Here is a 22,819-nt window from a genome sequence, read left to right on the forward strand (position 1 = left end):
CCGTCCCGACTGTCCACTCTTCAGCAACCCAAGCCTTACCGCAGCCCTCAACCCTCTCGAATCCCTCTAAGGATTGGGCCACTATAGAAGCAATTAGGGGCGATCGCTACCATGCCGCTTCTGATGCCATTGCCACGCATGGGTGAGAATTGTGTCGAGATCAGCATACTGGGGTTGCCATTCTAAAACACTGCGAGCCTTATCGCTGCTGCCAACCAAAGTGGGGGGATCACCAGGGCGTCGATGGCGCTCTACCACCTGAATCTCCCGTTGCGTTACCCGACGAGCCGCTTCGATCACCTCACGAACAGAGAAACCGCTCCCGTTGCCTAAATTAAACACATCACTGTTGCCGCCGTTTAGCAGATATTGCAAACCCAAAACGTGAGCCTGGGCCAAATCTGCAACATGAATATAGTCGCGAACGCAGGTACCATCAGGGGTAGGATAATCTGTGCCGAAGATAGCAATGCTTTCCAGCTTGCCCAGTGCTGCCAACAGCACCAGCGGAATAAGGTGGGTTTCCGGCGCATGGTCTTCGCCTAATCGTCCATCGGGATCGGCTCCTGCCGCATTGAAGTAGCGAAAGCGAACCGACTTTACCCCATAGGCTGCATCAAAATCTGCCAGCATCCGCTCCACCATTTGTTTGCTGGTGGCGTAGGGGCTCATGGGCTCTTGGGGATGGTCTTCGGTGATGGGCACAAACTTGGGAGTGCCATACAGCGCGCAGGTAGACGAAAATACCAATTGCTTCACCGAAGCCGCAACCATTGCCTCTAAAAGCGTTAACGTTCCGGCCACATTATTGCGATAGTACTTGCCGGGATCGGTGACCGATTCCCCCACAGCAATGTAGGCGGCGAAGTGCATTACAGCGGCAATCGGGTAAGTGGAAAAGAGGTGATCGAGGAAGGGGCGATCGCTAATGTCGCCTACCACTACTTTTACCTGCAATTCCTGCTCCACAAGCTCCTGATGGCCATTCGATAAGTTATCCAGCACCAACAGGTCATACCCTGCCTGCTGCAAAGCTAGGGCTGCATGGGAGCCAATATATCCCGCCCCTCCCGTCACTAAAATCATCGATTTTTCAGGCATGGTAGTCCCCACATTTGAATGACGTTTTCAACCGTCTTTAGAGAGATTTTATAATCCAAAAAATATCTGTTCGTTGCAACCAAAGCTCATTTAAGCTTAAAAAGAACCAACGTCAAGAATAAAAGTTAACACACAAATTCTTGCGCTCATCCTATGTTTATCCCAAGAAAGCTAGAGAAATGGATACAGTCTCTAAAGAACGAACAGGCCTTTAATTAACTTTAAGAATCTACCATTTCTATGAAGGTTATTGATAAGCCCTTAGGCTTAACTCAATAGAATAGTAAAAAACAGCCGCGTATTCCTCTAACTCTAGAAGTAATTGCTCAATGCGGTAGCCGATCGATTTGAGGTGGGTAAGGACACGACGCATCATCAAAAGTAAAGCTTCTTCGCCGTTTTTCCGTCTTGACAAGCGATCGCACGTAGGCGAACTAGTTCGGCCTCACTGAGAGCAAAAAACCATAGTCACTTTTCAGCGGATCGCGCTCAAACAACTGCTGCGATCGTTAATAAATCAGCGCATTGTTGTAGCGCAAATGAGCTACCAAACTTCCCGCAGATAGCGACTCTCGTTAGCCTAGTTGAGCAATCACCTCTAGAAATAACAGTCTATGTAGCAGAGATACATTACTTTTGGCTCTTTAAACTTCTACCCAAAGAGATGTTCCCAGTAGAAACAAACCCCCTACTCTGTAGGTGTCAGCCCCACTAGATATCTTTAGCAATGCCTGAAGTGGTGGCTAAGAGCAAATATCTTGCGGAATTGAGAAATTGATTGTTTGCAATGGATAGCTGTGCAAGCTATGGAATTTCATCAGGATTTCGCCTGTATTAGCTCCAAGAATAGACCACGATTTGGAAACGTTAGCTTGTTAAGCCTGCAAATTGGGAGGTAAAATGTCGACCCACTATATTTCAGAGAGCTATTTAAATAGAAAGCTATCCGATAAAAGATCGATAGAAGATCAGCCCAGTTTAGAAGAGCAAAGTGCTGCATCCCTCGGCTTACGATGGCCTGAAGGTACGAAACTAGAAGCCTCAGCGCCTGGAGCATCAGATTTAATTTGCTTTTCTCATCTGCGATGGGACTTTGTATATCAGCGGCCCCAACATCTGCTCAACCGTTGTGCTCAGGCACGCCGCGTTTTTATCGTAGAGGAGCCGATCGCCGTTTCTGAAGAGACTTCCTATCTCGACATTAGCAAGCGTGATTGTGGGGTCTGGATTGTTGTTCCCCATATGGCCGAAAGCCTGAGCGACGAAGAATATACGCTCTCTCTGCAACAGTTGCTGAATACCTTGTTTGCCGAGGCTCAAATTCAACAGCCGATCCTCTGGTATTACACGCCGATGGCGGTGCCGTTTACCCATCATTTGTCTGCCTCCGCTGTAGTGTATGACTGCATGGATGAGCTTTCCGCTTTCAAAGGCGCTCATCCTCAACTACAAGCTTGGGAAGCTCGTTTGTTTGAGCTAGCCGACCTCGTATTTACGGGCGGACATAGCCTCTACGAAGCCAAGCAGCACCAGCATTCGAGTGTCCACGCCTTTCCTAGCAGCATCGACGCAGCTCACTTTGCTCAAGCTCGACAGCCCCTGCCTGAGCCGCCTGATCAAGCAGATATTCCCCATCCCCGGATGGGATTTTATGGAGTGATCGATGAGCGGCTGGATCTGGAGTTGTTGGATGGAATTGCCCAGGCTCGGCCTGACTGGCATTTGGTCATGGTTGGCCCAGTCGTCAAAATTGACGAGGCCTCCCTCCCCCAGCGTCCCAATATTCACTATTTGGGGGGCAAATCCTATCAAGAATTGCCTCACTATTTAGCCGGTTGGGATGTGGCGCTGCTGCTTTTTGCCCGCAATGAATCGACCCGTTTCATCAGCCCGACCAAAACGCCGGAATACCTGGCTGGTGGAAAACCTGTGGTATCGACCTCGATTCGAGATGTGGTGCGGCCCTACGGCGACGAGAACCTAGTTCACATTGCTGATACGGTGCCGGAGTTTGTGGAGGCGATCGCCGCTGCTCTTGCCCAGAGCCAGGCTCCTTCCGACTGGCTCGATCGGGTTGATGCCCGGCTGGCTCAAACCTCTTGGGATTTGACCTGGCAGGCCATGAATGACCGGATTGAGGAGGCGATCGCCGCCAACGCCCGCAAGACCACCCCGGCCGAGACCACCTCGGCCAAGACCAAATATCCAACGGCGATCGCAGCCAACATCGACCAGGTAGCGATCTAATTTTCACTGCAAGGAGTAGCCCCATGTTTGACTATTTAATTGTTGGTGCTGGATTTGCCGGCAGTGTTTTAGCAGAGCGCTTAGCAACTCAGCAAAACAAAAAAGTTCTGATTGTAGACACTCGCAACCACATTGGTGGCAACGCCTACGATCACTACAACGAAGACGGGATTTTGGTGCATAAATATGGCCCCCACATCTTCCACACCAACTCCCGCGATGTGTTTGAATATTTGTCCCTCTTTACCGAGTGGCGACGCTACGAGCACCGAGTTTTAGCCAGCGTAGATGGTCAATTAGTCCCGATTCCCATCAATCTGGACACCATCAACAAGCTATATGGGCTGAAGCTGACCGCCTTTGAAGTTGAGGAATTTTTAGCCTCCCTCGCTGAAACTAAAGACTACATTCGCACCTCTGAAGATGTAGTGGTAAGCAAAGTGGGTCGAGAGCTCTACGAAAAGTTCTTCCGCAACTACACCCGCAAACAGTGGGGCGTTGATCCCTCCGAATTAGATAAGTCCGTTACCGCTCGCGTTCCCACCCGCACCAACCGGGACGATCGCTACTTCACCGATACTTATCAGGCTATGCCGCTCCACGGCTACACCCGCATGTTTGAGCAGATGTTGGCGCATCCCAACATCAAGATCATGCTCAACACCGATTACCGGGAAATTCAGGATGTCATTCCCTACAAGGAAATGATTTATACCGGCCCAGTGGATGGCTTCTTTGATTATTGCTACGGCAAGCTGCCCTACCGCTCCCTCGAATTCAAACATGAAACGCTGAACGAGGAAGTGCATCAGCCCCAGGCCGTTATCAACTATCCCAACGAGCACCTCTATACCCGGGTCACCGAGTTCAAATACTTGACCGGGCAAGAACATCTCAAGACCAGTATTGTCTACGAATATCCCCAGGCCGAAGGCGATCCGTACTATCCCGTACCGCGCCCCGAAAATGCCGAACTTTACAAGCAGTACAAAGCTTTAGCCGATGCCGAACCGGGGGTTCACTTTGTAGGAAGGCTCGCCACCTATAAGTACTACAACATGGATCAGGTGGTCGCTCAGGCCTTGGCACTCCATGCCCAGCTATCTAACCGCTCCAGCTGGCACCCCAGGGAAGAAAGCCTGCCGGCAAAGCAGCCTGTTGTTCCGATGTCGAATGGCAACGGCAATGGCAATGGCTCCTTCAAGGCTGTTTCCAGCAATGGCTCTAGCCGTTCTGCTACCCCTGTGGCGGCAGGCAAAACCGAAACAAATGGTAAATCTCGTTGAGCAATAGTGAGCGTGTGATGAGTGCAGACCAGATGTTACCCAAGCTGGAACTTTGGGGTGGCGTTGAATGTACTGTGAACCGGGTGGGCGATCGCTATTTTGATCAGCTCCAGCGCAATGGTCACGATACCCGCATCGAAGACCTCGACTGCTTTGCCAACCTGGGCATCCAGGCTATTCGCTACCCGATTCTTTGGGAACGCACAGCCCCCAATGGCCCAGAGCAAGCCGACTGGAGCTGGGCAGACGAGCGATTAGCGTACCTAGACGATATTGGGATTCGTCCCATTGTTGGCCTAGTACACCACGGCAGCGGTCCACCTCACACCAGCTTGCTAGACCCGGAGTTCGCCAACGGCCTGGCTGAGTTTGCCCAGGCCGTTGCCACCCGCTACCCCTGGCTGGAATATTACACCCCAGTCAATGAACCTCTGACCACCGCCCGCTTCAGCGGGCTGTATGGCCACTGGTATCCCCATGCCCAGGACGATCGCAGCTTTATTCGAGCGTTGATCAACCAATGCCGTGGGGTTGCCCTATCCATGGAGGCCATTCGTCGCGTTAACCCGGCGGCGAAGTTGGTGCAGACCGAAGACCTGGGTAAGGTTTTTGGTACACCGCTGTTGAGTTATCAGGTTGCCTTTGAAAATGCGCGGCGATGGCTATCCTTTGATCTGCTCTGCGGCCGGGTAGATCGGAGCCACGAGCTATGGGACTATTTGCGTCAGAGCGGAACTGAGGAATCGGATTTAGACTGGTTTCTCGATCATCCCTGCCCGCCCGATATTTTTGGCATTAACCGCTACTTGACCAGCGATCGCTTCCTAGATGAACGGCTCGATCGCTACCCAATCCACACCCACGGCGGCAACGGGCGGCATCAATACGCCGATGTGGAAGCCGTTCGGGTCTGTGAGGAAGGCATTTGTCCTCCCGAGACTTTGCTAAAGGAAGTCTGGGAACGCTACCACCAGCCCATCGCTGTCACCGAGGTTCACCTAGGCTGCACCCGCGAGGAACAACTGCGCTGGCTTAAGGAAATTTGGGATGCCGCTCAGCACCTGCGCCAGGAGGGGGTAGACCTGCGGGCCGTCACCGCCTGGTCACTTCTTGGTGCCTACGACTGGAACAGCCTCGTTACCCGCGACGAGTGCTTTTACGAGCCGGGCGTCTTTGACGTGCGTCCCCCATGCAGCAGCACGCTGCAATCGCCCTCACCCCGCCCCACAGCGATCGCCACCATGCTCCGCCACCTCTCCCACGGCGAGCCCTACAATCATCCCCTCCTGGAAGTTCCCGGCTGGTGGCAGCGGAGCGATCGGCTTCTCTATCCCCCTATTTCCTGTTTCCATACCCACACCTCAGAAGATTCTGCTAATTTCCCATCTACCCACTCACTCACCCACCCATCTACCCATCCACCCATCACCCCATCACCCCTCCTGATCACCGGAGCGACCGGCACACTCGGTCAAGCCTTCGCTCGCATCTGTGACGTACGGGGCATTCCCTACCGCCTGCTGAGTCGACAGGATATGGATGTTACCAATCCAGCCATGGTTGAGCAGGTGCTGACGGAGATGCAGCCGTGGGCTGTGATCAATGCGGCGGGTTATGTGCGCGTCGATGATGCAGAGCGGGAGTCTCACCTGTGCCGCAGCATTAACACCGATGGGGCCGCCATTCTGGCGGAGAGTTGTGCGCAGCGCAATATTGGGCTGATCACCTTTTCCTCAGATCTGGTGTTTGATGGCGATCGCCAACAGCCCTACCTGGAGAGCGATCCCGTCGCGCCGCTGAATGTCTACGGCCACAGCAAGGCCCAGGCAGAACGTCAGGTGCTACACCACCATCCCGATTCTTTAGTCATTCGCACCAGTGCTTTCTTTGGCCCCTGGGACGATCACAACTTCCTGACGATTGCCCTCCGCACCCTGAAGGCGGGGCAGCCCTTTTTAGCAGCGGAGGATGCGATCGTGTCCCCCACCTATGTTCCCGATCTGGTGAATGCCAGCCTTGACTTGCTGGTTGATGGAGAGCGCGGTATCTGGCACCTAGCTAATCCAGGAGCGATAGCCTGGGCAGACCTGGCTCGTCAGACGGCGCAGCTTGCCGGAGTAGATGCATCCGCTATTCAACCCTGCTCCACCCAAAGCTTTGGCTATGCGGCATCTCGCCCCGCTTACAGTGTGCTCAGCAGCGAACGTGGGATTTTGCTGCCAGATCTGGATCGGGCGATCGCCCAGTATTTGCATGAGTGCGATCGGGTTCATGTTTAGGGATTTCGGCTTCGTGTCTTGCTTGATAAACCACTAGCGGCTCAACATCAACGTACTGAGCCGTTCGGCCCGGTAGAGATGGTCGCAGCTACTTCCGCCAGGACACTGTCGGCCAGCAGCCGTTTGATGTTGCCTTGCTCTGAAGAAACTACGTCGGCGTTGGTAACCGAGTCGTCGTCTTCGATGGCGATCAGGACCAAGTCGGTGATGCTGGCTTCAGCCTGCTCTTGCACCCGCTCAGACAGGCGGGTGAAGTAGGCCGGAGTCAACTCGCGCCGAGATAGTGACTCAGCTCAGGAGCAATTTAACCCGGCCCCAGACGGTGGGGCTTTTTGCTGGAAAAAAGCAGCAATTCAGCGATGGTTCCAGGAGGCTCGGCGATCGCTAACCATCCCCCTAAGTTGTCGTTGCCATCAGCGCCCGACTAACCTGAAACCTGCGATCGCAGCTCCTCGCCCCACTGCATCTCTGGAGTATCGTCTATGCGCCTTGCCAAAAAGCCATTGCCGTCCCTCTGGATTGGCGTAGCGATTTACTTCTACGCCTTTATTGCCATTGGCATCGCCGAAGCAGGGTTAGGGGTTTTGCTGCCCTCTATCTTGACGGCCTATAGCCTGACCCCGGCCACCGTAACGCTGCTCTTTGTCAGCCAAATCACCGGTTACATTACAGCAGCTCTCACCAGCAGCCTCGTCAGTCATCGGTTGGGGCTGGGGCGCATGCTCTTGGGGGCGGCCAGTCTGCTGACGTTAGCCCTGCTCACCTATGCCCTGGCTCCCTTCTGGCTGTTAATGGTGGCGGCGGGCACCCTGCTGGGGTTAGGCATTGGGTTCATCGATGCCGGGATCAACACGGCTATGGTGCAAGATGCTCGCAGCGCCCACCTGATTGGGACCCTGCACGGCTTCTACGGAATTGGGGCATGCTCCGGCCCAGCCATTGCCACTACGCTATTGGCGGTAGGCCTCAGCTGGCGGCAGGTCTATGGCGTGCTGGCCAGTCTCACCAGCCTGTTGATGGTGGGCGTGTTCGCCGCCTTGGTTTGCCGTTACCCTACCATAGTGAAACGACCCGCCGAACAAGATTCACTAGCGGGGACGCACCTAAAGCGAGCGCTGCGCACCCCGATCGTCTTTCTGTTTGGAGCGTTTTTGTTTGTCTATGTGGGTGTTGAGGCGTCCTTGAGCAACTGGGCCTACAGCGTGCAGGTGATCGCTCGCTCGACGCCGCCGTTGCTGGCGGGCTACAGCGTTAGCGCCTACTGGCTGGGGCTAACCGTGGGGCGCTTTGGGCTAGGCTATCTGCTGCGATCGCTGGGCGCTATCCGTACTATCACCCCGTCCCTGGGATTGCTGCTGGTCGGGCTGCTGTGCTGGTGGCAACTGCCCAACCCATTAGTCAGCTTACCCCTGGTTGGGTTTGCCCTGGCGGCCATCTTTCCCACCATTATTTGGCTGATTCCCAAGCGCTTGCCAGAAGCCTTAGTTCCCGCTGCCGTGAGCTTTGCCACCAGTGCCGCCAGCGTGGGGGCAGCACTGATTCCTGCCGGGCTGGGCTGGGTGACCAGCCGGTCAGACCTGGGGGTGATTCCCCTGTTGATGCTGCCCATGGCGATCGCCATGGGTGGTTTACACTACTGGCTCATCCGCTCCCCCAAGAAATAGCAGAACAGCCTTGAGACTGGCGCTAGGGCTAGTCTCAAGGTCGATTCAGGGGGATACAGTTCGCTCTTCTGCTACTAGCTAGAACAGGCTACCCATGGCGCGCAGCATATTCTGCGGCTGCATGGCCGCTTCTGCCGCCGTCGGCTCGTAGCCGCAGTGCACCATGCAATCGGCGCACTCGGGGTTGCCGCTCTTGTGGCCGTACTTCTCCCAATCGGTGTTGTCGAGGAGTTCTTGGAAAGTTTCGTAATGGCCTTCATTCAGCAAATAGCAGGGTTTTTGCCAACCCAGCACGCTGTAGCTGGGGCTGCCCCAGGGGGTGCAGTCGTAGTCTTTTTGCCCCGTCAAGAAGTCTAAAAAGAGCGGGTTGTGGTTAAATTCCCACTTTTTTTTGCCCGCCGTAAACGGGGCCAAAATTTCTCGAAACAGCGCTTTGGTCTGATCGCGCTTGAGGAAGTGCTCTTGGTTAGGGGCCCAATCATAGCTGTAGCCCGGCGACACCATCATGCCGTCTACTTTCAGCTCGGTCAGGTAATCAAACAGAGACTGGATTTCCTGGGGATCAGTGCCCTCAAACACGGTGGTGTTGGTGGTGACTCGGAAGCCTCGCGCTTTGGCAGCCCGGATGGCGCTGATGGCGATGTCGAAGACACCCTTGCGATCGACGCAGCGGTCGTGCAGGTCCTTCATGCCGTCTAGGTGAACGCTAAACGAGAGGTAGGGCGACGGCGTAAACTTGTCGAGACTCTTTTCGAGCAGCAGGCCGTTGGTGCAGAGGTAGACAAACTTTTTGCGCGCTACCAAACCCTGCACAATCTCGTCAATCTGAGGGTGCAGCAGCGGTTCCCCACCGGGGATCGAAACCACCGGGGCACCGCATTCTTCCGCCGCCGCAAAGCAGTCTTCGGGCGACAGGTTCTGCTTCAAAATTTCTTTGGGATGCTGAATTTTGCCGCAGCCCGAGCAGGCCAGATTGCAGCGAAACAGCGGCTCTAGCATCAACACCAGGGGATACTGCTTACGCCCTTTGAGGCGCTGAGTGACAAGATATTGCCCCACGCCCAGGGCCTGCTGCAGACTGATTGCCATTTCTTTTCACTCCTCGGATTGGGAGAATTCGTCAGCATCATCGTTAAACCGGGCGGCTTGCCTAGGTCACGGCGATTGTAGATGCTTCGAACCCTGATGGTGATTACCCAACTACCGTAATTCATTTTGGCAAAAACGGTTGTCTCTGCCCCCATTCTGTGTGCGCCTAGACCCCGATCGCTGTTGGGAGTTTTAGCCCAGGGCACGCCGCTGGGGCTGACGGTGTAATATGCGGTTAAACTTTGCCCGTGGCCAAGTAGCCGACTACAGGTACCCTAGATGCTTAAGTAGCCCCAGATACCGTCCATTCGAGTTGATTCATCGTTAATGCTCTGTTAAAGCTTACAGAATCAAAGTCAACCAGTATGGTTGAAAGCCAAAGCAACGTGAGGAGAGCGCTCAATGCCGTCGATTAAATCTGCGTTGGACTTGCTAAAAGAGACCAGCCGAACATTTTTCATCCCGATCAGCTTACTCCCTCCTGGGCTTCAGGAAGCGGTGGCATCTGCGTACCTGTGCATGCGGGCGATCGACCAGATTGAAGACCATCCGACCCTAGATGGCGGCATTAAAATTAGCCTGCTGCGCCAAATTAGCCTCAATCTACAGGCGGGCACAGAATCCTCAGCGGTAGCTGACTTTGCGGCGGGGCTAGAGGACTACAGCGAACAGCTCGAAGAGGTGACCCTACGCATTGGCGAATGGGCCTTGCTGGCCCCCGACACCATCGCCCCTCGGATCTGGGATGCCACTGCCGCCATGGCCGATCGCATGGCCTACTGGGCCGAGCAAAACTGGCAGATCAAAACCGAAGCCGATCTCGATCGCTACACCTTTAGCGTGGCCGGGGCCGTCGGGCTGATGCTGTCTGACCTCTGGGCCTGGTATGACGGCACCGAAACCAGCCGGATGGAGGCGATCGGCTTTGGGCGCGGCCTGCAATCGGTCAACATTTTGCGCAATCATCTAGAAGATAAAGATCGCGGCGTCGACTTTTTCCCGGAGGGCTGGACGGCGGATGACATGCAGCGCTACGCTCGCCGCAACCTCAGAATGGCCGACGCCTATACCCAAGCTCTGCCCAAGGGACCAGCTCTGCTGTTTTGCCGCATTCCCCTTGCCCTGGCCACCGCCACCATTGATGCCCTGGCCCAGGGACGAGAAAAGCTCACCCGAGCCGATGTGATGGCGATCGTGACGCCGCTGCTCGGCGTTGGCAAATCGATCGAACTTATGACTAAAGTCTAGTTAGATCGCCTACTGCCCCTCTCTACCCCCCTAGTGCATGAACATTCTCGATCGCATCGCCGAGCGGCAGCGAGACAATTTCTCGCTGCACTCCCAGTACCTCAACCCGCAGATGGTCAACGTACTCAAAACGATCGGGTTCGATCGCCACTACGTGCGCGCGGAGGGGCCTTATCTATTTGACGACCAGGGCGATCGCTACCTCGACCTGCTCAGCGGCTTTGGCGTCTTTGCCCTGGGGCGCAACCATCCCAAAGTCGTGCAGGCCCTACAGGATGTGCTAACGGCAGAACTGCCCAACCTGGTGCAGATGGATGTCTCGATTTTGTCGGGGCTTTTAGCGGAAAAGCTACAACAGATCACGCCACCAGGGTTAGACCGCATCTTCTTCGCCAACTCCGGCACCGAAAGCGTCGAGGCGGCGATCAAGTTCAGCCGCCACGCCACCGGGCGCAGCAAGATTGTCTATTGCTCTGGCGGCTACCACGGTCTAACCATGGGCTCTCTGTCGGCCACGGGCGATCCCCACTTCAGGGCAGGCTTTGGCCCCTTTTTGCCCGACTTCATCGAAATTCCCTTCGGTGACCTGGCTGCCCTAGACCAAGCGCTTTCCCGCAAAGACGTGGCCGCCTTTATCACCGAGCCTATCCAGGGCCACGGAGTATGGATTCCAGAGGCCAGCTACCTACCAGGGGCGGCGGCGCTCTGCCGCAAATACGGCAGCCTGTTCATCGCCGATGAGGTGCAGACCGGGCTAGGTCGTACGGGCAAGTGGTGGGCGGTCGAGCACTTTGGTGTCGAGCCCGATTTGCTCTGTATGGCCAAGGCCCTGTCGGGTGGGTTCGTGCCGGTAGGGGCCGTGGCCTGTCGGTCGTGGATCTTCGACAAAGTGTTTAACCGCATGGATCGCGCCGTGGTTCACGGCAGCACCTTTGGCAAAAACAATTTGGCTATGGCGGCAGGGCTGGCCACCCTCGACGTACTCGAAACCGACGGCTGGATTGACCATGCGGCGCAGATGGGGCAGCAGATTGTGGCCGATTTGCAGCCTTTGGTGGGCCAGTACGAGTGCCTGAAAGCAGTGCGGGGCCTAGGCATGATGATGGCACTGGAGTTTGGCGAACCCAAGAGCTTGACCCTAAAAATGTCGTGGAAGATGCTCGAAACCGCCAACCGGGGCTTGTTTTCCCAAATCATCACGGTGCCGCTGTTTACTCGCCACCGAATTTTGTCGCAGGTGGCGGGCTACGGCATGAATGTGGTCAAATTTATTCCGCCCTTGACTCTGCAAGATAGCGATCGCCGCTGGATTGTCGAGGCCGTCACCGACGTAGTGGCCGACGCTCACCGGGTGCCGGGTGCCGCCTGGGAATTTGGCAAAACCCTAGCCACCCAGGCAATGAAAACCAAAGCCGGAGCCCGGTAGCCCCAGCCATGGCCAGCCTGTTTCATCCACTGTGCGGCAGCAACCCACCGACCCTGCTCAGGCTACTGCGCGAAAATGGATTGCCCGCGGTTAACAGCTGCCCCCAGGTGGCTCTAGCTCTGGCGGTGTCGCTGGCCCGCTGGCCTTTTTCAACGGCGGAACAGGTGGCGTTTGCCCTGTCCCCAAAGCAGCCGATGCCCGACCCCGTCTTTATCGTCGGCTACTGGCGATCGGGCACCACCCATCTGCACAATGTGATGGCCCAGTGCCCCGCCTTTGGCTACATTACCCCCCTGGCAACGGGAATGCCGTGGGATGTTTTGGGCATTGTGCGATCGCTAGAGCCGCTGCTAGAGCAGGCTCTGCCTCAGGATCGCTACGTCGATAATGTGGCGGTCACGCCTACCTCGCCCCAGGAAGATTCCATTCCCCTGGCGACGATGGGGGCAGCTTCGTACTACCACGGCATGTACTTTCCTCAGCATTTCGAAACTCACTTTCGGCGAGATGTGTTTGGCGGTGCGATCGCCGATGTGGAGCGGTGGAAACGCCTGCATCGCCATTTGCTGCGGAAGGTTTCGGTGCACCAAGGGCACCGCTCGCTGCTGATTAAAAACCCAATCTATACCGGCTATATTCGCCATCTGCGGGAGCTGTGGCCGGGGGCCAAGTTCATTCACATCTATCGCAACCCTTACCGGGTGTTTTCCTCGGCGCGGCACTACTTTACGCGGCTGCTGCCCGAACTGGCGCTGCAAGACTACGGCGATTTACCGATTGAATCGCTGGTTTTGGAGAGCTACCCGTTTCTGTTAGAGGCTCTCAGAACCGATACGGCCGATCTGCCCCCCGAACAGTTTGCAGAGGTGCGTTTTGAGGATTTGCAGACCGAGCCACTGCCGGTGCTAAAAAAGCTATTTGAGCAGCTAGAACTGCCCAGTTTTGAGGCAGCGCGCCCCTATTTTGAAACCTATCTAGCGAGTCTAGGAGACTACCAGCAAAACCAGTATTCTCTAGAGCCCGAAGCGATTACTAAGGTTGAACACCACTGGCAAACTTACCTTCAGCGTTGGGGCTATGACTTAAAGGATGCAGGGCTCTGCTCAAACTCGATCTGACCGTAGTCGAGCTTGAGGATGCGATCGCCCACATAAAAATAGTGGTCGTCATGGCTGATCACAAACACCGTCTTCCCCTGGGCCTTGAGGTCGGGCAAAAACTGGGTGTAAAACACCTGCTTAAAGGCGGGATCTTGATCAGCAGCCCATTCGTCAAATAGATAAATGGGGCGATTTTCCATGTAGGCGCTGAGCAGGGCCAGGCGTTTGCGCTGCCCCTGAGATAGATCCACCGTCGAAAACCGGCCCTGGTCAATGCGCACCTTGTGGCTGAGCTGTAGCTTTTTTAAATAGTCTTGGGCTTGGCTGTCGCCGGCCTCGCTACTCAGTCCCAGCAGCCGATCAAACAGATAGAAATCGGCAAACACCACCGAAAAATGCTGCCGATACCACTCTTGATTTTGCTCATCAATAGGCTGCTGATCTAGCCAAATCGTTCCCGTTTGGGGGCGATATAGCCCCGTAAGCACCTTCGCCAGGGTCGATTTGCCGCTGCCGTTGCCGCCAATAATAAAAATCAGCTCGCCGGGATGCACAGTTAGATTCACCGGCCCTAGGGTGAATTCGGTGCCCTCTTGGTCGGTGCGATAGCTGTGGGTGACCCCTTTTAGCTCTAGCCGCTGCCAGCTTGGGTCGATGGGCGGCACGGCGGCAGCGGCGATCGGGGCATTGATGCTCAGACCCAGGGCTTTGAGCTTGTCGAGGGCCACGCTGGCCTGACCCAGCAGCGGCAGCTTGTTCACCAGGTTTTCCATCGGCCCCAGCAGGTAGGTAAAGGTCAGCACGTAGGCCACCCGGGTGCTGGGGCTAATGCCCACCCAATTCGGCAGGGCAAACAGCACCAGCCCGACCGCAAAAAAGTAGATAAACTTGCCCCAGCTATCGAGCACGGCAAACAGGCTCAACCCCTGCTGGTTGTAGTGCTTGACCTGAAGGGCGGTGGGCTGGAGGTCGAGCTCGAAGAAGTCTTGGCGGCCCAGACGGTGCAGTTTTAGCTCCTTGATGCCGTCGATCAAGCTGCGGAAATGCTGAAACAGCCGCTCTTGGTGGTTGCGGGCAGCGGCTAGGCCGCGTCGGCCCGCCACCAGAAACCAGCGACAGCTAAACGAGGCCACTAGGGTAATTAGCAGCACCAGGGCCAGCACCTGCCACGACAGCCACGACACGTAGACCATGCAGCCCACAGTGCCCGCGATATTGATCATCAAAACGGGCAAGACCCCGGCGGCGGCGGCGATCGCCTGAATATCCTCCGTGAGCAGCACCAGCAGGCTGGGCAACCCAAGACTTTCTAAGGACTTCAGCTCCGCCGCTAAAATCTGGCGACAGAGCTGGAGCTGAAGCTCCACCACCGCCGCCTGGGAAAACCGCACCAGCAAAATGCGCGACACCATCGCTGTGGTCAGGGCGATCGCGCCCAACCCCACAAACGCTGCCGCCACTAACCCCCCAGTCACCCCCTGGGCGATGGTGTAGCTGATCAGCGCAATTAGAGCGGCACTACAGCTACCGCTCACTAGGCCAGTGGCCAGGGCAATCCCTAGGGCTGGCCCAGAGGTCTGCAAGAGAAATAAAACTAAGCTCATGGCAGTCTCGCAAATGGTGGTGCACCCAAAGTCTGGGGGCCTGAATGGCGATCGGTGCTGGCGGTGACAGGCCTAGGCCCAGTCTGATCAACCGGTTGAACAAGCTATGATATCTGCGTTTCTCTCCTACTAAAGCGATGCCCCGCCTTAACCTCAACCAGCTGCGAGAACGATTAAATCTCTCTCGATTTGCCCTGCGCAACCGTGGGTTGGCGATCTTCTGCTGGATTGTGATTGGGGTGGCTGGGCTGCTAGCGTTTAGCTCTTTGAAGTATGCCTTGTTTCCCGACATCACCTTTCCGGTGGTGCTCGTCAACGCCACCGCCCCCATTGAGACGGCAGCTGAGACAGAAGCTGAGCTTACCGTGCCATTGGAGGCCCAGCTGCAACCTCTAGCTGGTTTGTCTCGCCTCGACTCAACCACCTCGCCGGGGCGGGCAATTCTACGGCTGAATTTTGAGGTGAATGCCGCGCTGGAGGAAACCACGGCTGCAGTCGAGCAGGCTATTGACCAGACTGATCTGGCGGCCGGGTTTGACTATGAGATCATCCCGCTTAACTTGAACGAGGCGACCGCAATTAGCTATGCCCTAACCAGTGAGGAGCTGCCCCCAGCTGAGCTAACGGCACTGGTTGAAACTGAGATCTTGCCGACGCTGCGCGACATTCCCGGAGTGCTGCGGGTAGATTTGCGGGGGACCGGTAGCCGAGCCGCCGCCAGTGGTGAGGGCAGTTTCTTAGCGGAGCTACAAAACCCGCCGACGCTCATTCGGTTTAATGGGGAAGCGGCGCTGGCGGTTCAGGTGGTGAAGCAGGGCGAGGCCAACACCCTAGAGGTGGTCGATCGCGTCGAGACGGCGATCGCACAAATCCGCGAGCAGCAGCCCCAGATAGAGATTGCCCTAGCCGCCACCCAGGCCGAATTCATTCGCGCGTCGACCGAAGCCACCATCGATGCGCTGGTGGAGGCGATCGTGCTGGCGGTGCTGGTGATTTTGGCTTTTTTGCGCAGCTGGCGGGCCACGGTGATTACGGCGCTGTCGATTCCGCTGTCGCTGCTAGGCACGGCGATCGTCATGGCCATCTATGGCTTTAACCTGGAGACCATTACGCTGCTGGCGCTGGCGATCGTGATTGGCATCATTGTCGACGATGCGATCGTTGAGGTTGAAAACATCATGCGCCATCTGGAAGCGGGGGCGACTCCGCGACAGGCGGTCTTGCAGGCAACGGACGAAATTGCCCTGACGGTGACAGTCTCGACGCTGACCATTGTGGCCGTATTTTTGCCCGTGGCGCTGATGGGCGGCACCGTAGGGCAGTTTTTTAAGCCCTTTGGCCTGACGGTGTCGGCGGCAGTGCTGTTCTCGCTATTAGTGGCCCGCACCCTGAACCCAGTGCTGGCGGTGTATTGGCTAAAGGCCTCTGGCTCGCCCCAGACCGCTGCCCCCGCCAACCCTGCTCCCGCTGCCCTCGAACCCCCTGACCCCGCTGCCACCGCGCTCCTGGCGGAGACGGTGGGAAGCACCTGGCTAGAGCGACAGTACAGCCACCTGCTCGCCTGGTCACTGCGCCATCCCTGGATGGTGGTGGGGCTAGCGATCGCCAGCCTGGTCGCAGGCATTGCGATTATTCCGCTGATTCCCCAGGGGTTTATTCCCCAGCTCGACCAGGGGCAGTTTTTGCTGAACTACCGGGTGCCCCTGCCCCAGCGCCCCGGTGGAGCCCAGCTACCGCAGTCTGGACAGCTACCGACAGCCGGACAGCTACCGACGGGTCTAAGTGCACCACAGGCGGCGGCGGCAGCAGAAGCGGCAGCAGAAGCAGGGCGATCGCAGCTCTTGCAGCGGACCCTTCAGCAAGCCGACGACCTGGAGGCGGCGGTGGCTCAGCTGCCCGAGGTCGAGTCGGTGTTGACTACCGTGGGCGGACGGGGGCGACCCAACGAGGGCAGTCTATATATCCAGCTGCGGGAGGAGCGCGATCGCAACACCGCCGCCGTGCAGGCCCAGCTCCGCCAGGATTTGCCCACCCGAGCGGGCTTAGAAACCAGCGTTGAAGACATTCAGTTTGTCGATACCGGCGGCGAAAAACCCCTCCAGGTGGCCCTAGTGGGCGACGATCTGACAGCGCTGCAAACCGCCGCCGCTGAGATTCAGATCCAGGTGAAAGCGCTGCCCGGTTTTGCCGATGTGCGCATTTCGGGAGCCGAGAACACTGCCGATGCGATCGTAGAGATCAGCCACCAGAACGGTGAGCGGGTCGCCATCGTCAGCGCCAACCTGAGTGACGGCAATGCCTTAGGCGACGCCACCGCCCAGGTGGTAGAAATTGCAGAATCGGTGGTGCCCCCCGGTGTCCGTATTGACCTGGCGGGCGACTCGGCCAGGGCTGGAGAGGTGCTGGGCAGTTTTGGCCGCATTCTAATTTTGGCCGTGATCTGCATGCTGCTGGTGCTGCTGGTGCCTTTTGGGCGACTGCTAGAACCGGCGGTGGTGGGCCTATCGCTGCCGCTCTCGGTCGTTGGGGCGACGCTGGCCCTATGGATTACCCGCAGCGACTTTGGCATTGTCTCGCTGTTAGGCCTGCTGTTTTTGCTGGGATTACTCAGCAAAAACGCGATTTTGCTGCTGGATTACATCAACCAGCTGCGCCGGGCCGGGCTTGAGCGCACCGACGCCATCAAAAAAACGGGCTTGGTGCGGCTGCGCCCCATTCTGATGACCACCGTTTCGTCAGTGCTGGGCATGGTGCCGATTGCCCTCGGTTTTGGGGCGGGGGCCGAGCTGCGGCAGCCCATGGCCGTCGCCATTATTGGCGGGTTGCTGACCTCAACCCTGCTGAGTCTAGTGGTGGTGCCGGTGCTCTACACCCTGCTCGAAGATGGCTGGCTCAAGCTCACCAAGCGGTCGGCCTGATGGCAGTTCAAGTGATTCTTGTGCCCGCTGGGGCCGAATATCAAGCGGTGGTGCGGGGTCTGAAAGCGATTCCCTATGCGCCCCCGGTGGTTGCTGTTCCAGCGGGGCCAGCGGCATTTCGAGCATTTTTAGAAACCTGGAAAGACCGATCGCGCTTTGAAGACCAGGAAATTTTGTTGATCGGCCTGGGCGGCAGTCTATTGCCCCAGCATTCGGTGGGAGACGCGCTACTGCTTGAGCAGGTTTGGGATGCAGCCGGGGGCGATAATGCAAAAGGCTATCAGTGCGATCGCACCCTCACCGACGAGCTGGCCCAACGCCTTGGGGTTCCCGTGGGGACGGGGTTAACGTGCAATCGCGTGATCACGACGGTGGCAGAAAAGCGGCGGCTGGGCGATCGCTACCAGGCCGCTGTAGTGGATATGGAAAGTGCCGTACTGCTGGCAACCACGCCTCAGGCAAAGGTTGCCATTCTGCGAGTAATCAGCGATGACTGTGGCCACGACTTGCCGGATATTGCGGGGGCGATCGGCCCAGACGGTAGCCTCCGCGCCAACACTCTCGCCCGCAGCTTCTTGAAACGCCCGATCGCGGCTCTAAAATTCATTAGCGGCTCACTCCAAGCACTCAAAACCCTAGAGCAGATCACGTTTGCTCTTTTCAAATCAGATTAATAACATCCCTCTCAAACAATTGATCAAGTGCTTGTTTGGGCCAGGAGCTTTCTAACAGAGACGGTTACATTGTCAAAAGCCAGCGGCGTGATGTTGCCGTCTTGCACAGTTGTTTGCTGTCTGTATTGTCCTGTCACTGGTTGCTGAAATATTGTGATCTGCATTGTTACTAAATTCACAACCCAGTATTCTGAAATCCCGGCGGTGGCATAAACAGCCGCTTTTATGTCCAAATCTTGCTTGAGACTGGTATTGGCGACTTCGATCAGCCAAAAAATATCCTCAGGGTGGGGATGGCGAGCGCGGTAGGTTGATTCAGGCAGGCGAACAATGGCAATATCGGGCTCTGGCTCAGAATCTCTTAAGGTAACAGGCCCGTTGAAGCGAACCTCGGCTTTTCCTGCCAACAGCGTTTCTAAGTATTTGGCCCCCTGTTTTGCAGTTGTGTAGTGAATTGGGGTTTCTGGACTTGTCTCAACAATCTCTCCTTTCAGCAACTCGACGCGACGGGCCTGGAGAATGCCTGCCTGAATCATCTGGTGATAGTCGTCTACAGACCATTTAGCAAGGGTTTTCATGGAAAGCTCACCTTAGACCGCCCCATCGTTATGAGTATAAAGGTGCTGTCGGGCAGAACACCTACCCTAGATCGCTATAAACCCGTCCTTTCCAGGCACCGCCCTGCCCGCCCCAGTGCCGCCGCGCCGAATCTAAGGTCATCAGCGTGTAGAGCAGGGCGATCAACGGCAGCGCCAGCGCCAGCAGTCGCTGGCCGCCATAGAGCTTCAGCGTTGGCCAATAGGCTAGAGCCATCAGCAGCCATCCCGCCAACCCCATCAGCGCCAGGACAGGGTCGCTCCAGATCAATCCCAAAACCACCCCCAGGGGAGCGACCAGATAGACCAACAGCATGCCAAAGACCGTACCGATCAGCAGCCACGGCGAGTAGTTGAGCTGGGTGTAGGCGCTGCGGGTGATCATGGTCCAGATGCTATGCAGATCGGGGTAGGGGCGCAGGCTGTGGATAGTGGTGCTGAGGCCGAGCCAGATTGGGCCGTTGGCCTTGACCGCCGCTCCCAAGGCGCAGTCGTCAATCAGCGCCTGGCGAATGGCCTGTAGCCCGTTGATGCGCTGAAGGGCGCTGAAACGGATCAGGGCGCAACCTCCCGCGGCCGCGGCCGTCTGTTTTTTAGGATTATTCACCCAGGGGAAAGGGTAGAGCAGCTGAAAAAAGAAGATAAACGCCGGAATCAGCAGCCGTTCCCAAAAGCTCTCACAGCGGAGCTGCACCATCAGTGATACCAGGTCGAGCCGATCGCCCTCGGCCTTGGTCACCAGCTGTTGCAGGCTGGCAGCATCGTGCTCAATGTCGGCATCGGTAAAAAGTACATAGTCGGGTGGGGTAGGCTGCGACGCCAGGTAGCGAAAGCCCTGCTCCATCGCCCAGAGCTTGCCCGTCCAGCCAGCGGGGAGGGCTGCGCCCGAGAGCACCGTGAGGCGGTCGCACTGGTTTACCGCAGTCGCACTTTCGCGCGCCACCGCCGCCGTGCCATCCGTGCTCTGATCATCCACCAGCACGACTTGCAGGTTGCCGGGATAGGTCTGGGTGAGATGCGATCGCACCGCCACCCCAATCAGATCCGCCTCGTTGCGGGCTGGAATCACCACCGCGACCTGGGGCCAGGTCGCCAGTGACACTAGACTCTCGGCATCAAGCCGCTGGTCAGCCCGCCAAAACTGGCCCCAAAACAGCAGCATCCCGATCCAGATCAGGAGCGCTAGACTCGTCAGGCTCAACGCTAAGATTGCCATCGGCTTTGTGTACACTGATTGGTCTTTCGCATCATAAATCAGTTGCTAAATGCGAACCTACTGCTGAATACGGTCAGAATCCTTGCCGTCCACTTCAGCTATCTTTCCTTGATGGAAGCATTTGCATTATGCTGCCCCAGTGACCATAGCGTTTTGACCGTAAGGGGTGCCCATGCAGACGCAAGAACCGCAGCAGCTAACTGGGATTGATTCAGCGATTGCCGCCGCGCAAAATTACCTGCTGGCCCTACAGCATCCTGACGGCTACTGGTGGGCAGAGCTGGAGTCCAATGTCACCATCACCGCCGAAATCGTTCTGCTACACAAGATTTGGGGCACCGATGGCGATCGCCCCCTGGCTAAGGCAGAACACTATTTGCGATCGCACCAGCGCGACCACGGCGGGTGGGAACTGTTCTACGGCGATGGCGGCGACCTCAGCACCTCTGTCGAGGCCTACATGGCGCTACGGGTGCTGGGGGTGCCCGCCAGCGATCCGGCCTTGCTGAAGGCGAAAGACTTTATTCTCCAGCGCGGCGGCATCAGCAAAACCCGCATTTTCACCAAGCTGCACCTGGCCCTAATCGGCTGCTACGATTGGCGCGGCCTGCCCTCGCTGCCCGCCTGGGTGATGCTGCTGGAGTCGCCCTCGCCATTCACCATTTACGAACTATCAAGCTGGGCTCGGGGCAGCACCGTGCCACTGCTGGTCGTCTTTGACCAAAAGCCGGTTTACAAGATTGAACCCGCCGTTAATCTGGATGAACTCTACGCCGAGGGCATCGCCAACGTGCGCTGGGAACTCCCGAAAGCGGGGGACTGGAGCGACATTTTCATCTGGCTCGACGGCGCGTTTAAGTTTGCCGAGTCGATTAATTTCACCCCGTTTCGCGACGAGGGCCTGCGCAAAGCCGAGCAGTGGATTTTGGAGCGGCAGGAGGCAACGGGCGACTGGGGCGGCATTATCCCCGCCATGCTGAACTCGATGCTGGCCCTGCGCTGCTTGGGCTACGACGTGAACGATCCGGTGGTGCGACGCGGCCTGCGGGCGATCGACAACTTCGCGGTAGAAACCGACGACACCTACTGGGTACAGGCCTGCGTCTCCCCGGTGTGGGATACGGCGCTGGGCATGCGATCGCTCACCGATTCGGGCCTGGCCCCTGACCACCCCAGCCTGGTGCGGGCGGGCGAATGGCTGCTCGAAAAGCAAATTCTCGACTACGGCGACTGGATCGTCAAAAACCCTCAGGGCAAACCGGGGGGCTGGGCCTTTGAGTTTGAGAACCGTTTCTACCCCGACGTGGACGACACGGCGGTGGTAGCGATGGCGCTACAGGATGTCACCCTGCCCGATGAGGCGCTGAAGCGCGAGGCGATCGCCCGGGCCGTGCGCTGGGTGGCCACCATGCAGTGCAAAACCGGGGGCTGGGGCGCCTTCGACATCGACAACGACCAAGACTGGATCAATGCCGTTCCCTACGGCGACCTCAAAGCGATGATCGACCCCAGCACCGCCGATATCACCGCTCGGGTGCTGGAGATGCACGGTCGCCTCTGCCGCGAACCCAATCTCGCGGCCCGCTACGCCAGCGACCTCAGTGCCCAGCGGCTGGAACGGGGCCTCACCTTTCTGCTCAATGAACAAGAGGCCGACGGCAGCTGGTTTGGCCGCTGGGGTGTGAACTACCTCTATGGCACCAGCGGGGCGCTATCGGCCCTGGCGTTAATTGCGCCAGAGCGTTGTCAAGGGGCGATCGCACGCGGGGTTAACTGGCTCGTCAGCTGCCAAAACCCCGACGGCGGCTGGGGCGAAACCTGCCGCAGCTACGATGACCCCGCCCTCAAGGGCCAGGGGCCAAGCACGCCGTCTCAAACCGCCTGGTCGCTGCTGGGGCTGCTCGATGCTGGTAGTTCTAGTGCTGCTGCAGAATTAGCGATCGAGAAAGGCATTCGCTATCTAGTTGAGACTCAGACCCCCGAGGGTACGTGGGACGAGCAGGAGTTCACCGGCACCGGCTTCCCGCGCCACTTTTATATTCGCTATCACCTTTACCGCCACCACTTCCCGCTGATGGCGCTGGGTCGCTATCAGCTCAGCCATGTCCCTGAGGCTTAACCAAGCTGACTGCGATAGGCGCTAATGGCCTAGGGTTTAGGGTTTAAGGTGTCGGGTTCAAGGCAGGTCATGAACCTGGAATCAATACCGCATCCTAATTTGGTTACAACCGCGTTGTAGGGGCATTGCAGTGCAATGCCCCTACGAGATCCCTAATTTGAACCGGGGTTTCTCAAGGCGGATCTCGTACAAATCCTTCTTGGCTACCCCGATTGAACAGGACAAATGCCATAAAGCCTCTGGCTCGGCTAC

General features: G+C 57.1%; 16 protein-coding genes. 10 read left to right on the plus strand and 6 right to left on the minus strand.

The window, feature by feature from the left end:
- Window positions 1-93: 93 nt before the first annotated feature.
- Entirely contained in the window at window positions 94-1,101 is a 1,008-nt protein-coding gene (galE, locus tag H6F59_RS18740; RefSeq protein WP_190703691.1) for a UDP-glucose 4-epimerase GalE, read from the minus strand.
- 1,242 nt (window positions 1,102-2,343) lie between these two features.
- Here galE and H6F59_RS18745 point away from each other — a divergent pair.
- From H6F59_RS18745 to H6F59_RS18755, 3 genes are read left to right on the plus strand one after another with little or no spacing between them, the layout of a single operon-like run.
- On the plus strand, window positions 2,344-3,348 hold the full coding sequence (locus tag H6F59_RS18745) for a glycosyltransferase (protein WP_242021560.1): 1,005 nt from the start codon (window positions 2,344-2,346) through the stop codon (window positions 3,346-3,348).
- 23 nt (window positions 3,349-3,371) lie between these two features.
- Window positions 3,372-4,634, plus strand: a complete 1,263-nt coding sequence (gene glf, locus H6F59_RS18750; protein ID WP_190703699.1) for a UDP-galactopyranose mutase — start codon at window positions 3,372-3,374, stop codon at window positions 4,632-4,634.
- 17 nt (window positions 4,635-4,651) lie between these two features.
- The gene (locus H6F59_RS18755; RefSeq protein ID WP_190703703.1) at window positions 4,652-6,913 is read left to right on the plus strand and encodes a family 1 glycosylhydrolase; all 2,262 of its coding nucleotides are present in this window, start codon (window positions 4,652-4,654) and stop codon (window positions 6,911-6,913) included.
- 47 nt (window positions 6,914-6,960) lie between these two features.
- Here H6F59_RS18755 and H6F59_RS18760 read toward each other — a convergent pair whose 3' ends face one another.
- Entirely contained in the window at window positions 6,961-7,182 is a 222-nt protein-coding gene (locus tag H6F59_RS18760) for a hypothetical protein (protein ID WP_190703706.1), read from the minus strand.
- A gap of 213 nt (window positions 7,183-7,395) precedes the next feature.
- On the opposite strand from H6F59_RS18760, the gene H6F59_RS18765 reads away from it, so the two are divergent.
- Window positions 7,396-8,577, plus strand: coding sequence for a sugar MFS transporter (locus H6F59_RS18765; RefSeq protein WP_190703709.1), 1,182 nt, complete (start codon window positions 7,396-7,398; stop codon window positions 8,575-8,577).
- A gap of 78 nt (window positions 8,578-8,655) precedes the next feature.
- On the opposite strand, the gene hpnH is transcribed toward H6F59_RS18765, so the two are convergent.
- Entirely contained in the window at window positions 8,656-9,666 is a 1,011-nt protein-coding gene (gene hpnH / locus H6F59_RS18770; protein WP_190703712.1) for an adenosyl-hopene transferase HpnH, read from the minus strand.
- A gap of 402 nt (window positions 9,667-10,068) precedes the next feature.
- Between hpnH and H6F59_RS18775 the strand changes: the two genes are divergently transcribed.
- From H6F59_RS18775 to H6F59_RS18785, 3 genes are read left to right on the plus strand one after another with little or no spacing between them, the layout of a single operon-like run.
- On the plus strand, window positions 10,069-10,914 hold the full coding sequence (locus H6F59_RS18775) for a squalene/phytoene synthase family protein (protein ID WP_190703715.1): 846 nt from the start codon (window positions 10,069-10,071) through the stop codon (window positions 10,912-10,914).
- Between the two features lie 37 nt (window positions 10,915-10,951).
- A complete protein-coding gene (locus H6F59_RS18780) occupies window positions 10,952-12,340 on the plus strand; it encodes an aspartate aminotransferase family protein (RefSeq protein WP_190703718.1) in 1,389 nt (462 codons plus the stop codon).
- Between the two features lie 8 nt (window positions 12,341-12,348).
- The gene (locus tag H6F59_RS18785; protein WP_190703737.1) at window positions 12,349-13,458 is read left to right on the plus strand and encodes a sulfotransferase; all 1,110 of its coding nucleotides are present in this window, start codon (window positions 12,349-12,351) and stop codon (window positions 13,456-13,458) included.
- On the opposite strand, the gene H6F59_RS18790 is transcribed toward H6F59_RS18785, so the two are convergent.
- Window positions 13,416-15,044: a cyclic peptide export ABC transporter gene (locus H6F59_RS18790; protein WP_190703741.1), complete on the minus strand. Its 1,629-nt coding sequence runs from the start codon at window positions 15,042-15,044 to the stop codon at window positions 13,416-13,418. The genes H6F59_RS18785 and H6F59_RS18790 overlap by 43 nt on opposite strands.
- A 137-nt stretch (window positions 15,045-15,181) precedes the next feature.
- On the opposite strand from H6F59_RS18790, the gene H6F59_RS18795 reads away from it, so the two are divergent.
- Together H6F59_RS18795 and H6F59_RS18800 are read left to right on the plus strand one after the other, a co-directional pair.
- On the plus strand, window positions 15,182-17,962 hold the full coding sequence (locus H6F59_RS18795; RefSeq protein ID WP_190703747.1) for an efflux RND transporter permease subunit: 2,781 nt from the start codon (window positions 15,182-15,184) through the stop codon (window positions 17,960-17,962).
- Entirely contained in the window at window positions 17,962-18,636 is a 675-nt protein-coding gene (locus H6F59_RS18800) for a hypothetical protein (RefSeq protein ID WP_190703751.1), read from the plus strand. Before H6F59_RS18795 ends, H6F59_RS18800 begins: the two co-directional genes overlap by 1 nt.
- 23 nt (window positions 18,637-18,659) lie before the next feature.
- Here H6F59_RS18800 and H6F59_RS18805 read toward each other — a convergent pair whose 3' ends face one another.
- Both H6F59_RS18805 and H6F59_RS18810 read right to left on the minus strand, forming a co-directional pair.
- Window positions 18,660-19,214 (minus strand): Uma2 family endonuclease, encoded by a 555-nt coding sequence (locus H6F59_RS18805; protein WP_190703754.1) that lies wholly within the window; start codon window positions 19,212-19,214, stop codon window positions 18,660-18,662.
- A 61-nt stretch (window positions 19,215-19,275) separates the two neighbouring features.
- Window positions 19,276-20,448, minus strand: a complete 1,173-nt coding sequence (locus H6F59_RS18810; RefSeq protein ID WP_190703759.1) for a glycosyltransferase — start codon at window positions 20,446-20,448, stop codon at window positions 19,276-19,278.
- 172 nt (window positions 20,449-20,620) lie between these two features.
- On the opposite strand from H6F59_RS18810, the gene shc reads away from it, so the two are divergent.
- Window positions 20,621-22,567 carry a squalene--hopene cyclase gene (shc, locus tag H6F59_RS18815; protein ID WP_190703763.1) on the plus strand — a complete coding sequence of 649 codons (1,947 nt, stop codon included), beginning with the start codon at window positions 20,621-20,623 and terminating at the stop codon, window positions 22,565-22,567.
- The last annotated feature ends 252 nt before the right edge of the window (window positions 22,568-22,819 follow it).

Source organism: Nodosilinea sp. FACHB-141 (genome assembly GCF_014696135.1).
In the GTDB taxonomy this organism is placed as follows: Bacteria; Cyanobacteriota; Cyanobacteriia; order Phormidesmidales; family Phormidesmidaceae; genus Nodosilinea.